General features: G+C 44.2%; 12 protein-coding genes and 2 tRNA genes. 8 read left to right on the top strand and 6 right to left on the bottom strand.

Annotated elements, in window-relative coordinates:
- Nucleotides 1-4 precede the first annotated feature (4 nt).
- From L4D12_RS04295 to L4D12_RS04305, 3 genes are read right to left on the bottom strand one after another with little or no spacing between them, the layout of a single operon-like run.
- Complete coding sequence (locus L4D12_RS04295) at nucleotides 5-1,114, bottom strand: ABC transporter permease (RefSeq protein WP_428446592.1); 1,110 nt, start codon at nucleotides 1,112-1,114, stop codon at nucleotides 5-7.
- Nucleotides 1,111-2,037 carry an ABC transporter ATP-binding protein gene (locus tag L4D12_RS04300; protein ID WP_428446593.1) on the bottom strand — a complete coding sequence of 309 codons (927 nt, stop codon included), beginning with the start codon at nucleotides 2,035-2,037 and terminating at the stop codon, nucleotides 1,111-1,113. Before L4D12_RS04300 ends, L4D12_RS04295 begins: the two co-directional genes overlap by 4 nt.
- Nucleotides 2,030-2,983 (bottom strand): HlyD family secretion protein, encoded by a 954-nt coding sequence (locus tag L4D12_RS04305; protein WP_428446594.1) that lies wholly within the window; start codon nucleotides 2,981-2,983, stop codon nucleotides 2,030-2,032. Before L4D12_RS04305 ends, L4D12_RS04300 begins: the two co-directional genes overlap by 8 nt.
- A gap of 260 nt (nucleotides 2,984-3,243) precedes the next feature.
- Between L4D12_RS04305 and pdxY the strand changes: the two genes are divergently transcribed.
- Together pdxY and L4D12_RS04315 are read left to right on the top strand one after the other, a co-directional pair.
- Nucleotides 3,244-4,098, top strand: a complete 855-nt coding sequence (gene pdxY, locus L4D12_RS04310) for a pyridoxal kinase PdxY (protein WP_428446595.1) — start codon at nucleotides 3,244-3,246, stop codon at nucleotides 4,096-4,098.
- A 208-nt stretch (nucleotides 4,099-4,306) separates the two neighbouring features.
- Nucleotides 4,307-5,806: an oligopeptide:H+ symporter gene (locus L4D12_RS04315; protein WP_428446596.1), complete on the top strand. Its 1,500-nt coding sequence runs from the start codon at nucleotides 4,307-4,309 to the stop codon at nucleotides 5,804-5,806.
- An 87-nt stretch (nucleotides 5,807-5,893) separates the two neighbouring features.
- On the opposite strand, the gene L4D12_RS04320 is transcribed toward L4D12_RS04315, so the two are convergent.
- Nucleotides 5,894-6,241, bottom strand: a complete 348-nt coding sequence (locus L4D12_RS04320) for a hypothetical protein (RefSeq protein ID WP_428446597.1) — start codon at nucleotides 6,239-6,241, stop codon at nucleotides 5,894-5,896.
- Between the two features lie 296 nt (nucleotides 6,242-6,537).
- Here L4D12_RS04320 and L4D12_RS04325 point away from each other — a divergent pair.
- The 3 genes from L4D12_RS04325 to L4D12_RS04335 all read left to right on the top strand — a co-directional run bounded on the left by L4D12_RS04325 (nucleotide 6,538) and on the right by L4D12_RS04335 (nucleotide 7,537).
- A tRNA-Gly gene (locus tag L4D12_RS04325) sits at nucleotides 6,538-6,611 on the top strand.
- A gap of 34 nt (nucleotides 6,612-6,645) precedes the next feature.
- Nucleotides 6,646-6,732: transfer RNA gene (locus L4D12_RS04330), tRNA-Leu, on the top strand.
- A 190-nt stretch (nucleotides 6,733-6,922) separates the two neighbouring features.
- A complete protein-coding gene (locus L4D12_RS04335; RefSeq protein WP_428446598.1) occupies nucleotides 6,923-7,537 on the top strand; it encodes a glutathione S-transferase in 615 nt (204 codons plus the stop codon).
- Between the two features lie 15 nt (nucleotides 7,538-7,552).
- On the opposite strand, the gene L4D12_RS04340 is transcribed toward L4D12_RS04335, so the two are convergent.
- Complete coding sequence (locus L4D12_RS04340) at nucleotides 7,553-8,035, bottom strand: 2TM domain-containing protein (RefSeq protein WP_428446748.1); 483 nt, start codon at nucleotides 8,033-8,035, stop codon at nucleotides 7,553-7,555.
- Between the two features lie 347 nt (nucleotides 8,036-8,382).
- Between L4D12_RS04340 and L4D12_RS04345 the strand changes: the two genes are divergently transcribed.
- Nucleotides 8,383-9,279 carry a 1,4-dihydroxy-2-naphthoyl-CoA synthase gene (locus tag L4D12_RS04345; RefSeq protein WP_428446599.1) on the top strand — a complete coding sequence of 299 codons (897 nt, stop codon included), beginning with the start codon at nucleotides 8,383-8,385 and terminating at the stop codon, nucleotides 9,277-9,279.
- Nucleotides 9,280-9,383: 104 nt separating this feature from the next.
- On the opposite strand, the gene L4D12_RS04350 is transcribed toward L4D12_RS04345, so the two are convergent.
- A complete protein-coding gene (locus L4D12_RS04350) occupies nucleotides 9,384-9,869 on the bottom strand; it encodes a GNAT family N-acetyltransferase (protein WP_428446600.1) in 486 nt (161 codons plus the stop codon).
- A 508-nt stretch (nucleotides 9,870-10,377) separates the two neighbouring features.
- Here L4D12_RS04350 and L4D12_RS04355 point away from each other — a divergent pair.
- Both L4D12_RS04355 and L4D12_RS04360 read left to right on the top strand, forming a co-directional pair.
- On the top strand, nucleotides 10,378-12,066 hold the full coding sequence (locus tag L4D12_RS04355) for an NAD-dependent malic enzyme (RefSeq protein WP_428446601.1): 1,689 nt from the start codon (nucleotides 10,378-10,380) through the stop codon (nucleotides 12,064-12,066).
- A gap of 309 nt (nucleotides 12,067-12,375) precedes the next feature.
- The gene (locus L4D12_RS04360; protein ID WP_428446602.1) at nucleotides 12,376-12,579 is read left to right on the top strand and encodes a hypothetical protein; all 204 of its coding nucleotides are present in this window, start codon (nucleotides 12,376-12,378) and stop codon (nucleotides 12,577-12,579) included.
- The last annotated feature ends 109 nt before the right edge of the window (nucleotides 12,580-12,688 follow it).

Below are 12,688 nucleotides of genomic sequence, written 5' to 3' on the forward strand. Positions count from 1 at the left end.
TAAATTAATCGAGTGACTTTTTAAACCGCATAGATGCCACCACTAATCCTAATATCGTAAATCCCAATAACCATAGGGCTTCACGCCAGAGATCAACCAAATCAGCACCGCGTAGCACGATGCCGCGGATCATCCGCATAAAGTGGGTCGCTGGCAGAATTTCAGACACCCACTGAGCGGCGACAGGCATAGCTTCATACGGAAACATAAATCCCGACAGTAAAATCGACGGTAGTAATATAAACACCGTCATCTGCATCGCTTGTAGTTGGGTTTGTGCCACAGTTGATATCATTAACCCTAAGGTCAAACTGGCTGAGATGAATAGCAGGGTTCCCAAAAATATCTGAGTCAACGACCCATTAATGGGTACATCAAAAATAGTATTCCCCAGCCCCAATATGATCGTGACTTGAATTAAGCCCACAAAGATATAGGGAATAATTTTCGCGATCATTAACTCCAATGAGTGTACAGGGGTGGTAATTAACAATTCCAAGTTACCACGTTCACGCTCACGCACAATGGCGGCTGAGGTGAACAAAATCATGGTCATGGTTAAGATTACTCCCAATAATCCAGGGACTATATTGACCGCAGAGCGCCGCTCCGGATTAAAAAACAAGGCCACCTCAAATGTTGGTGGACCGCTGGGCTGATAAGTCACAAGGCCTTCGAGCTGCATGGATTTCAACTGCATCAGTGCCGCACTGACCATGGTGTCTGAACCGTCCACCAGCCATTGCCCCACGGTTCTTTGTTGAACAATACGTTGTGTCAGATCCCGAGGCAAAATCAGCGCACCGCGTACTTCTCCTTTTACAATCGCCTGCTCAGCCTCAGCGGGTGTCGCAAATTGGGCTTTTACATCGATAACCTGAGTGGCTTTGACTGATTCAGTGATCATTCGCCCTGCAGCAGAATGGCTCTGATCCACGACAGCAACGGGGATATTCCGGACATCGGTATTAATGGCATATCCAAACAGTAATAATTGGATTAATGGGATCATCACCACCATGCCAAAAGTGATCTTATCGCGAGAAAGCTGACGGATTTCTTTCACCATAATGGCTTTAATCCGCAATAAACTCATCGTCACGGCACTATTCATTGCCTTCCCTCCCCCGTAGATGTGACAAACACATCCTCAAGACTTGGTCTTGCGAAAGTGAGTTTACTCGCCGCTAATTCCGGAAAAGTATGTCTTAACCAGACGATAGGATCGCGTACCTCTTGTCGCACTAAGACCCGTAGTCGCACCCCCAACTGCGCGGCAGAGCGCACTTCTGGTCGTTGCAGTAATTTGTCCTTCAACTGGCGTAAATGACTCGCTTCTACTTCAATCACATTTACGCCCATCTGTGCCATTAACGCTTCAGGTGAACCATTAGCACGAACAACGCCTGATTCCATGATCGCTAAACCATGGCACCGTTCGGCTTCATCCATGTAATGGGTGGTCACTAAAATGGTGGTACCTTGATCGCACAGATCAAACAGTTGCTCCCAGAAATCACGTCGATTTTCTGGGTCAACGGCAGATGTCGGTTCATCCAGCAGTAATAAATCAGGCTCATGCATGGTCGCGGCGGCCAGTGCCAGTCGCTGCTTTTGTCCACCACTCATGCTACCAGCCCGTTGGGCCGACCGTTGGTCTAACCCGTAAGTCTGTAACTGAGCCGCAATACGCGCTCGGAGCGGTTTACTTGGCATACCGTAGATCTGCCCAATAAACTGCAAGTTTTCATACACTGTCAGATCGTCATACAGCGAAAACTTCTGCGTCATATAGCCGATTCGTAACCTGAGCGCTTCAGCCTGTTTAGGTATCGATAGCCCTAAAACCTCGACGTCCCCCTCTGTGGGAGTCAGTAATCCGGTAAGCATCCGTAGTGTGGTTGATTTACCACAGCCATTGGGGCCAAGAAAACCATAAATACTGCCTTTGGGCACAGTCAAATTAAGCCCATCAACAGCCGTAAAATCACCAAATTTTCGGGTAAGCCCTCGGGCAATGATTGCGGTATCAGTCATTAGGCATATCCACCTGAACGGGTACACCCGCGGGTAAATCTATGGCAGATTCAGGCAATTCTATTTCGGCCAAATACACTAACCGCGCGCGATCTTCCTCATTCAATGCATAATATGGGGTAAATGCCGGCTCCGTGGCAATCCATCGCAATGTTCCTTGGTAACTATTCACCATCCCATCAACATGAACCGTAAAAACATCTCCGACTTGCAAGTGAACCCGGTATGGCTCCGGTACATACACCCTTGCATAAGGCAGTGTATCAGCCTGAATGGCGGCAACTATACTGCTCATCGACACCCGTTCACCCACGTTATACGGTAAGCTGTCTAAAATGCCATCACGGGTCGCAACCACAGTAAGATCATTGAGTACTTGCTGCTGTAATACGACTTCAGCATTTTCGGCTGCCAGTGCTGCTTGTGCTTGTCTGATATCTTCTGGTCGCTCACCACTGGTTAGCTTTGCTAGACCTTCTGACGCAGAATCCACATCGGCTTTTGCGGCATCGAGTTCTGCCCGTGCGCTATCACGTTCAGCATCACTCAATAGCTTCTGTTGCACTAAGCGATTTATACGCTGATAATATTGCTGAGATTCAAGCAAGGTCGCTTTAGCACGTTCTAATCTTGCAGCCGATGCCGCAATATCTTCGGGGCGCTCCCCATTGGTTAACCGCAAAAGATAAGCCTGGGCCTTCGCCTCTTCCGCCCGTGCTCTGGCAAGCACCGCCTCTTGTTGCTTGGTATCAAGCTTAACCAGCACATCCCCCTGATGAACAACGCTTCCTTCCGCAATCGGCTGAGCACGAATGATCTCATTGGCTGTCGCGGTCAATATGATCCTGTCACGTTCCAGAGTACCCAGTGCTTGACTCGGTAGCGAGTTATCACACCCTGAGAGGATAAAAATCACCGCACTCATTAACAGAACTTTATTATTCATATTTGAGTCACCATTTGTAAAATTCACATTCATAAGCATCATGCCCTAGCAGTGCTATGCAATTGATTTAATTGCATCTAAACGGTCAAGGTTAGAAATTGAACCATACTATTCTACTCTTATGTGAATTGTTGGCCTAGAACACAAATTATTAAATTATTCGGTATAAGAAGATGCAATCTAAAAGGAACTTATTGTGATAAAGGTCAAGTATCATTATTATCCCAACGTTTATTCATCCCCCTAACAGGATTCTAATAATGAAAGGTATCCTCTCTATTCAGTCTCATGTCGTTTATGGTCATGCAGGTAATAGCTCTGCTGTTTTCCCGCTACAACGTATGGGATTTGAAGTGTGGCCTATTCATACGGTTCAGTTCTCCAACCATACTCAATACAAAGAAGGATGGACTGGCCGGGCATTCCAGGCAGAAGATATTACCTCCCTCGTTTCAGGTATGGCCGCTATTGGTCAGCTTGAAAACTGCGAAGCCATTCTAAGTGGCTATCAAGGTAGTGCAGAGCAATGTCTTGCCATTCAGGATACGGTCAACCAAGTCAAAGCAGCCAATCCAAACGCTCTTTATGTGTGCGATCCCGTAATGGGCGCCCCAGATAAAGGTTGTATCGTGGCACCGGGCATTGCTGAGCACTTGATCAACACTTTAATGCCAATGGCCGATATCATCGTGCCTAACCAATTTGAATTAAGCCAATTTGCGGGGATGGAAATCAACTCGCTGGATGATGCGGTTAAAGCATGTACCGTGGCGCTTTCAAAAGGCCCGAAAATGGTGCTAGTGAAACATTTACACAGCGTATCTGACGAAATGTTCTCAATGATGCTAGCCACTCAAGACGGCTGCTGGTTGGCACAGCGTCCTCATCTTGAGTTTGATAAGCAGCCTGTTGGTGTTGGTGATCTTATTTCTGCCCTATTTACTGGTCAACTTTTAGCGCGAGGCAATGCCATTGATGCTTTCGCTCACTGTAACGAAGCCTGCTATGCTGTGCTAAAAGCAACGTCAGATCGTGGTGAGTGGGAATTACAAACCATCGCTGCGCAACAAGAAATTGTTGAACCAACCGAGCGCTTCGCCCTGCAAGCGCTATAATCTGCTGCTTATACCCCTCTTTGATAAAGCGAACGTCTACGTTCGCTTTTTTTATGCTCAATTTTATGTACAACCTATCACTTATGAGATGAAAGTGTGATATAGATCAATATTTACATTTTGAAATAGTCGCTAATATCACTTTATTTAGATCAAATAACAGATTTAATCACCACTCATGGAAATTCAATAAGAGATAAACACTAGGATGAGCAATTCAATTAGTATTTTCAACCAACCAAAACCATTCAAAATGATTTTCTTTCTCGAACTTTGGGAACGTTTTGGTTATTACGGCCTTCAGGGCATCCTCGCCGTTTTTTTCGTCCAACAACTTGGTTTTAATCAGCAAGACTCTTTTGTCACTTTCGGTGCGTTCGCTGCACTCGTTTACGGTTTAGTTTCAGTCGGTGGATATGTTGGTGACCATATCCTTGGCACCAAGCGTACGATGATCTTCGGGGCGATTGTATTAGCCATTGGCTACTTTATGATGGGTTTTTCTATCATCGAGCCAACGTTTATCTTCTACGCACTTGGTACGATTGCCGTCGGTAATGGCCTATTTAAAGCCAACCCATCGAGCTTGCTAGCAAAATGCTATGAAAAAGGGGATAACCGCCTTGATGGTGCTTTCACTCTGTATTACATGGCTATCAATATTGGTTCACTCACGTCCCTTTCTCTTAGCCCGGTGATTGCAGAGAAATACGGTTACACTATGGCATTTGTCGTGTGTGGACTTGGCCTGATTGCCAGCCTTGCTAGCTATTTCGTGTTCCGTAAGACCATTCAAGGCATTGGTTCTCTGCCTGACAGTCAACCACTAAACATGAAATCCCTTGGCTTGGTTATTGCAGGGACCATTGTTTCCACTATCATCTGCGCATGGTTGCTACAAAACATCATGATGGCCAATCTCGTATTGGGGTTAATCGGTGTGGGTGTAGTGACTATCTTTGTGAAAGAAATGATTAAGGAAAAGGGTGCCGCTCGACAAAAAATGATGGTTGCATTTGTTCTTATGATACAAGCCATTGTCTTCTATGTACTTTACGCTCAGATGCCAACGTCACTAAACTTCTTTGCCATTTATAATGTACGTACTGAGTTCTTGGGCTTTACCGTTAACCCAGTTAGCCTACAAGCATTAAACCCATTCTGGGTCGTGCTATGTAGCCCGATCCTAGCTTACCTTTACACTTACTACGGTAGCCGTGGTCGTGACTTATCAATGCCAGGTAAATTCACCGTTGGTATGTTCATGTCTGCATTTGGCTTCTTGACCGTTGCAGGTGCTGGCCTGATGTTTGCTGATAGCACAGGTATGGTATCAATGGGCTGGATGGTGCTGGTATACTTATTCCAGAGCTTGGGTGAGTTATTAATCAGTGGCTTAGGCCTCGCGATGGTTGCTAGCTTAGTACCACAGCGTCTGATGGGCTTTACCATGGGCGCATGGTTCTTGACTCAAGCCGCATCTTTCGTCATTGGCGGCTACGTTGCATCATTCACAGCCGTACCTGAAAATGTGACAGATCCGCTACAAACACTGCCACTGTATACCAATGTATTCCAAAATATCGGCCTCGTGACTCTTGCCGTGGCAATCCTAATGGCGGTTACCTGTCCGCTACTGACACGCATGATGAAAGCAGAAGATCAACCTAGCGAAGTGCAGGCTGAGGCTGAACCCGTCATTCAATAATCACAAATAATTCTATACACAAAGTAAAGCCCCGCAGATTATTCTGCGGGGCTTTTTTTCATTCAGCGAACCTGTCTGACAAGAACGCTATTTTTCAGTGCCAGCACAAAATGCTGTAAATGCCTCTTCCGTGTTATCGAATGACTGTTTCTTAGCCAACTCCCATGGCCGTTCACACTGATTGGTTTTTGCACACCAACTATAGCCCGCCGATGATTGACATCCATGCTGATCTACATCACCACCAACAATATCACCAGTGGTGGTTTTCTGTTCATTAGTCGTATTATCAGTCAACGTCGTTTCGGTTTGTGTGGAATCAGGACTAACCGCTTTATCCGACACCGATGCCGAATCGTTACACGCCACTAATACGACCGAACTGAGCAACAGACTAAGTATAAGAGGCAATGACCTCTTTGAGCTTTTAATCATCAAACAATCCTCACTGTATATTTTGCAGATAAGTATACCCAAGCTGGCTAAAGATGCGCATTTCAATCACTTTATTTCTACTGTTCACGGAACTAACACAACGTTGACAATCACAAACAGTATGAAATTCATTCATAAAAAAATCACCACCCACTCAATATCGATCATTGTTTAATCACATCATAATTAAATACAGCCAAAAGTGTGATCCGTGTAACAAAATGTAACTGATGCCATTGCAGGGACAGCAGTTCGGGAATACTATCTCCAACGTAATCAGGCACTTAGTTAAATACGCGGATATCGTATAATGGCATTACCTCAGCTTCCCAAGCTGATGACACGGGTTCGATTCCCGTTATCCGCTCCAATTTAAATTAGGTGTGACACCGTTAAGGTAATGTGCGGTGGTGGCGGAATTGGTAGACGCGCTAGCTTCAGGTGCTAGTGTCCGCAAGGACGTGAGGGTTCAAGTCCCTCTCTCCGCACCAAACCTTAACAAACAGATATAGCTGATTACGACATTAAAGCCTGTTTCAGGTTTTTTTGTGTCTGGATTTCACCTCATCCTTGTTTATTATTTTCATCCCCCTTTTTTGCATTGCCTTTTGATTTCCTATCAAACAGATATCACAATTAACATGAATTGCTGACTTCTATTGAAGATGGATAAGAAAGCTCATGCCATTACCTATACTGTATTCTTTACGTCGCTGCCCTTATTGCATTCGAGCCAGGCTCGGGCTGCTTCTCGCTGAACAGCCGGTATCATTACGTGACGTTGTAATAAAAAATAAACCTGAGGAAATGCTGGCAATATCACCGAAAGGAACGGTTCCCGTCTTACAACTAACTGACTCATCGGTTATTGATGAGAGCCTCGATATTATGCTGTGGGCATTAACCCAGAACGACCCAAAGAACATACTCTACCGCGAGCAACCAGAGGCTTTTACAGAAATGAAAATTCTCATTGCCCGCAGCGATAATGACTTCGTCAGTGTATTGGAAAAATACAAAACCGCAGCACGTTATCATCACAATGATGATATTGAATATCGTCAACAGTGTGAAGTATTCATAGCACAACTAGAACAGCATTTAGAAAGACAGGCATTTATCATGGGCGACACACCGAGCTTAGTGGATTATGCACTGTTGCCTTTCATCCGCCAGTTTTCTCGTGTTGATCGCCAATGGTACCTTTCTTCTCCCTATCCATACCTTCAGCGCTGGCTCATCGCGCACTATCAAAATCCGATTTACTCAAAGGCATTAGCGTATAACAGTGAATAACGCGTTAATCATCCATCATAACTTTCTACCCAGACGTTTCTCAATTTGTCGCTTTTCCCAATCGGCACCAAAAAAATTCAACACTTCAAAAGCGCTTAATCCGTGGGAAACAATGCCAATCCCCCACCCCATTGCTGGCCACCATGCCCAGATATAACTTGGGTCGGTAAACAGATTGATCCCAAATAACAGGGTGATCACTAAACCATAGGTAATAAGGTGAGAATAAAAGCCTTTTATTTCTCGGACTTGTTCTATGACTTTTTTTTCTTCCTGCGTGACTTGAATTTCATCATTATTTGTATCGACGCTCATATCAGGCTCCATTTGAAGATCAGTAACGTTAAGTTCAAAAACAGCAGCCAGTGATTTTAACGATTCAAGCCCCGCATTTTGCCCTCGCTCTATTCGCTGAATAGTGCGAACACTTAATCCGCTAAGTTGCGATAGGTGCTCTTGAGACCAACCTCGTTTTAACCTCTGTTTTCTCACAATCATCATTGATTCCTTTCTGCTGTTTGAACAAACACTATCCATACGGAGCCGAAATGTGAACGACACTAGCCTGACACTAACATGACAGTTGTTTATTTTCAGTTGGTTAGCATCAAAAACAAACCAAGATCACGAGATAATCTTTCTTTATTGATTGGGCATTAATTGGTCAACATCAACGTTGACTGCATACAGCCAGCAGTCAGCCACGCGCAATAAAAGCAATGATTGATTCTTGAACGACTCGCTATAATTCCTTGCTAGAATTGTCACAATGCGTCATAAAGCATTGACATTTTTCGTCAACCCCCTAGCCTGTGTTACTCCAATTCTATGAGGCCGTCGTCATCATGACCAACAAAGCAATTTTTAATCCCGATCTATGGGATGAAGTCCCTGGCTTTGATTTTGAAGATATCACTTATCACCGCGCAAAAAATCAAGGCACTGTTCGTATTGCCCTCGACCGTCCGGACTGCTTAAATGCCTTCCGACCAAAAACTGTCGATGAGCTTTACACGGCACTTGATCACGCTCGCCAGTGGTCTGATGTAGGTTGTGTGCTACTAACCGGTAATGGACCGTCTCAAAAAGGGCAATGGTCTTTCTCTTCCGGTGGCGACCAGCGTATTCGTGGTAAAGATGGCTATAAATACGAAGGCGAAGAAGCCGGTACGGCTGATGTCGCTCGTATGGGTCGACTACATATCCTTGAAGTACAGCGTTTGATTCGATTTATGCCTAAAGTCGTGATTGCGGTTGTACCCGGTTGGGCCGTTGGCGGCGGGCACAGCCTGCACGTTGTATGTGATTTGACCTTAGCCTCTAAAGAGCATGCAATTTTCAAACAAACCGATCCTGATGTAGCATCGTTTGACTCAGGCTATGGCTCTGCATACCTAGCTAAGATGATTGGTCAGAAACGTGCTCGTGAAATCTTCTTCTGTGGCTTTAATTACAGCGCACAGGAAGCTTATGAAATGGGCATGGTAAACAAGGTGGTTGATCACGTCGAGCTCGAAGAAGAAGCACTACGTTGGGCAAAAGAGATCAACAGCAAGTCACCAACTGCGATGCGTATGCTGAAATACGGTTTCAACCTACCTGATGATGGTTTGGTGGGTCAGCAACTGTTTGCCGGTGAAGCAACTCGCTTAGCTTATGGAACAGCAGAGGCACAAGAAGGGCGTGATGCCTTCCTCGAAAAGCGTGATCAGGACTTCAGTAAGTTTCCTTGGCATTATTAAGGGACTTAGCAAATTTAGTGCCTAATCCCGTTGCCTGTCACAACCATTAATAAAGCCGCCATTCATTGGCGGCTTTATCTTGTCATACATTATCTAAAAATAGCTTATTTCAACTCTTTTAGCATCCATACATCGCAACCGTTATGAATGGTTCCTTCAAGGGGTTGTGATAAATGTGTAAAACCTAATCGTACATACAACGAAATGGCAGAATGCATCGTTGATAACGTATCTAAATAGCACCGTTTGAAATCCGTATTTCTGGCATATTCTAAACAATATTCAGATAAAGCCTTGCCAACGCCTAGTCCTCGGCATTCCGGTAAGATAAAAAGCTTTTTAAGTTCGCATACATCGCCATACTGCCCAAACGGTGCAACCCCCGCACCACCAACCACTTTTCCGTTCAATCGAGCGATAAAATAGCGACTACGATTCTCATCTGTGTAATGCTCACTCATAGCGGAAACTTCTGCATCTGACGGACCAAAGCCATCACCAATCGCGCCAAACTCAGCACCTACCGACTGAATGATATGCTTTATATCAAGATCAAATTCCGGTTTGATTTGTTCAATTTCAAATTTCATTGATTACACGTGTTCCTTATACGCAAACGGCCAATTAGAATGATCAAAACATTACCATCTTTATGGTTATAACTCACTGTAATCATGACGCTCTGAACAAGCGAACAATCGATTGCAACATCATAAAATCAACAATACCTACCATCATTGCGACACAAAAACACACAAAAAGAAACGCCATCAACATAATTGCATCATACAGACGGTATAACGTAAGCTTCCCCAGTAGCCATTTTCCTTAGGCTTAAATCACCACAGGTGGCCAACCAAAAAAAGTCAATTCAACAACATAAACACAAACAAACTGACGCATTGAACACATAATGCTAACCATGTTGGAATTCCCATGTTAATGACTGTAAAATATCGACTCAAAACATGATCTGATTCTCGATTTTTACGATGATTCCCTTTGTAATATCAACCGGGTAGATCTACGATTAGCGCCTTAATGAAAAACAGCTATATTTTCATTTCTCCTCTACCAAAATGAAACAGAGTCTATTGCATGAACAACGATAAACGCCCTCTCTACATTCCCTACGCAGGCCCTGCGTTACTTGAAACGCCCCTGCTAAACAAAGGAAGTGCATTCTCTGTCGAAGAGCGTATGTTCTTCAATCTGGAAGGTCTACTTCCAGAAGCAATTGAAACCATTGAAGAACAGGCAGGACGTGCCTATCAGCAGTTTTCAAAATTTGAAAATGATATGGATAAGCACATCTACTTACGTAACATCCAAGATACTAACGAAACCCTTTTCTACCGTTTGGTTGAAAATCACATCTCCGAAATGATGCCTATCATTTATACACCCACTGTTGGTGCGGCTTGTGAAGATTTCTCTAACATCTACCGTCGTGGCCGCGGCCTGTTTATCTCCTATCCAAACCGAGATCGCATTGAAGAAATGCTCAACAATGCTTCTCGTCACAATGTTAAGGTTATAGTAGTTACTGACGGTGAACGTATCCTTGGCCTCGGCGATCAGGGTATCGGCGGCATGGGCATTCCAATCGGTAAGCTAGCGCTCTACACTGCTTGTGGCGGTATTAGCCCTGCATATACACTGCCAGTTGTCCTTGATGTTGGTACAAACAACCCTCAACGTCTGTCAGATCCAATGTATATGGGTTGGCGCCATCCTCGTATTTCTGGTCAGGAATACGACAAATTTGTCGATGAATTTATTCAGGCCGTTAAACACCGTTGGCCTGATGCACTTATTCAATTTGAAGACTTCGCGCAAAAAAATGCGATGCCACTACTTGAGCGCTACAAAGATTCCGTATGTTGCTTCAATGATGATATTCAAGGCACTGCCGCTGTAACTGTTGGTTCTCTACTAGCAGCTTGTAAAGCGGCAGGAAGCAAACTGTCTGAGCAACGTATTACTTTCTTGGGCGCGGGTTCAGCGGGTTGTGGTATTGCAGAAGCGATTATTGCGCAAATGACATCAGAAGGTATCTCCGAGCAACAGGCACGTGGTCAGGTATACATGGTTGACCGCTGGGGCCTACTTGTTGATGACATGCCAAATCTGCTGTCTTTCCAAAAGCAGTTGGTTCAAACCCGTAAAAAGATTAACAAATGGAAAACTGAAGACAATAATATCTCTTTACTGGATGTTATGCGTAATGCCAAACCAACCGTTTTGATTGGCGTTTCAGGTGTACCGGGCTTATTCAGTGAAGATGTGATCCGTGAAATGCATGCGCATTGTGAACGCCCAATTATCTTCCCTCTATCAAACCCGACTAGCCGAGTTGAGGCGACACCTGCCGATCTTATCCGCTGGACTGATGGTCATGCATTAGTTGCTACAGGCTCACCGTTTGAACCTGTTATGCATAATGGTAAAACCTACCCAATTGCACAATGTAATAACAGTTACATTTTCCCTGGCATTGGTTTAGGAGTACTCGCCATTGGTGCACGTCGTGTTACCAATGAGATGCTGATGGAAAGTAGCCGCGCGCTAGCAGAATGTTCGCCTCTTGCAATCAATGGCCATGGCGCCCTGCTTCCACCACTGGAAGAAATCCAGAATGTATCTCGCCATATCGCTTTTGCTGTTGCTAAGAAAGCAGTAGAACAGCGTAAAGCACCGAAAAATACAGATGAGCGCATTAAAGAAAAAATTAATGAGAACTTCTGGCAGTCTGAATATCGTCGCTATAAACGTACATCCTTCTAATATCAACCAGCAAAAGCAAAAACCCGCTAATTAGCGGGTTTTTTATTCAATTCAACTAGATCATGATCCAAGAAAATGCAAACTTAAGTGTTCATTGATTACCTTTTATTGATTCTCTCTCTAATAATTACACTCCTTTTATACTCACCATTAAAGACAAGCAGTACTATGTCGTCATGCTCAAGTTACATTAGTTCCGAATTCCACATTTACCCTGTACATGAAAACAAAAAATTGAGTATATTATTAATAAAAATGACGAATGCAGATTCAACATAACATATGCGATAACTCTAGACGGAGAAGTCAATGCAATATTTTCCAATATGCAGCCAATGTGGTCAAAGCGATGAGTTTCTTGTCGCCGATACCGGTGTCTACCTTTGTACCTGTGGCCATCAATTTAGGGTATCTACTACAGAAGACATTCATCGAACACACAGCAATTCTAATCAGCTTGATAGCGCAAAAGTGAGCCTATTTTTCGACAGCTATTCAACACGTCTGCATTAAACACGACTATTCTATCAGCTAATAAATGGCCGAGTTTATCCTCGGCCATTCTTTTATTCTCATCATGTAATTTTCATCTCTCACAAAATACCGTAAATCACGGCTCATT

It is taken from the genome of Photobacterium nomapromontoriensis, from assembly GCF_050336815.1.
Lineage (GTDB): Bacteria > Pseudomonadota > Gammaproteobacteria > Enterobacterales > Vibrionaceae > Photobacterium > Photobacterium nomapromontoriensis.

Coding starts and splice junctions, on each gene's coding strand:
- L4D12_RS04360 (WP_428446602.1), top strand. CDS start 12,376: ATGCAATATTTTCCAATATGCAGCCAATGTGGTCAAAGCGATGAGTTT.
- L4D12_RS04335 (WP_428446598.1), top strand. CDS start 6,923: ATGCCATTACCTATACTGTATTCTTTACGTCGCTGCCCTTATTGCATT.
- L4D12_RS04355 (WP_428446601.1), top strand. CDS start 10,378: ATGAACAACGATAAACGCCCTCTCTACATTCCCTACGCAGGCCCTGCG.
- L4D12_RS04295 (WP_428446592.1), bottom strand. CDS start 1,114: ATGAATAGTGCCGTGACGATGAGTTTATTGCGGATTAAAGCCATTATG.
- L4D12_RS04300 (WP_428446593.1), bottom strand. CDS start 2,037: ATGACTGATACCGCAATCATTGCCCGAGGGCTTACCCGAAAATTTGGT.
- L4D12_RS04340 (WP_428446748.1), bottom strand. CDS start 8,035: ATGATTGTGAGAAAACAGAGGTTAAAACGAGGTTGGTCTCAAGAGCAC.
- pdxY (WP_428446595.1), top strand. CDS start 3,244: ATGAAAGGTATCCTCTCTATTCAGTCTCATGTCGTTTATGGTCATGCA.
- L4D12_RS04315 (WP_428446596.1), top strand. CDS start 4,307: ATGAGCAATTCAATTAGTATTTTCAACCAACCAAAACCATTCAAAATG.
- L4D12_RS04345 (WP_428446599.1), top strand. CDS start 8,383: ATGACCAACAAAGCAATTTTTAATCCCGATCTATGGGATGAAGTCCCT.
- L4D12_RS04320 (WP_428446597.1), bottom strand. CDS start 6,241: ATGATTAAAAGCTCAAAGAGGTCATTGCCTCTTATACTTAGTCTGTTG.
- L4D12_RS04305 (WP_428446594.1), bottom strand. CDS start 2,983: ATGAATAATAAAGTTCTGTTAATGAGTGCGGTGATTTTTATCCTCTCA.
- L4D12_RS04350 (WP_428446600.1), bottom strand. CDS start 9,869: ATGAAATTTGAAATTGAACAAATCAAACCGGAATTTGATCTTGATATA.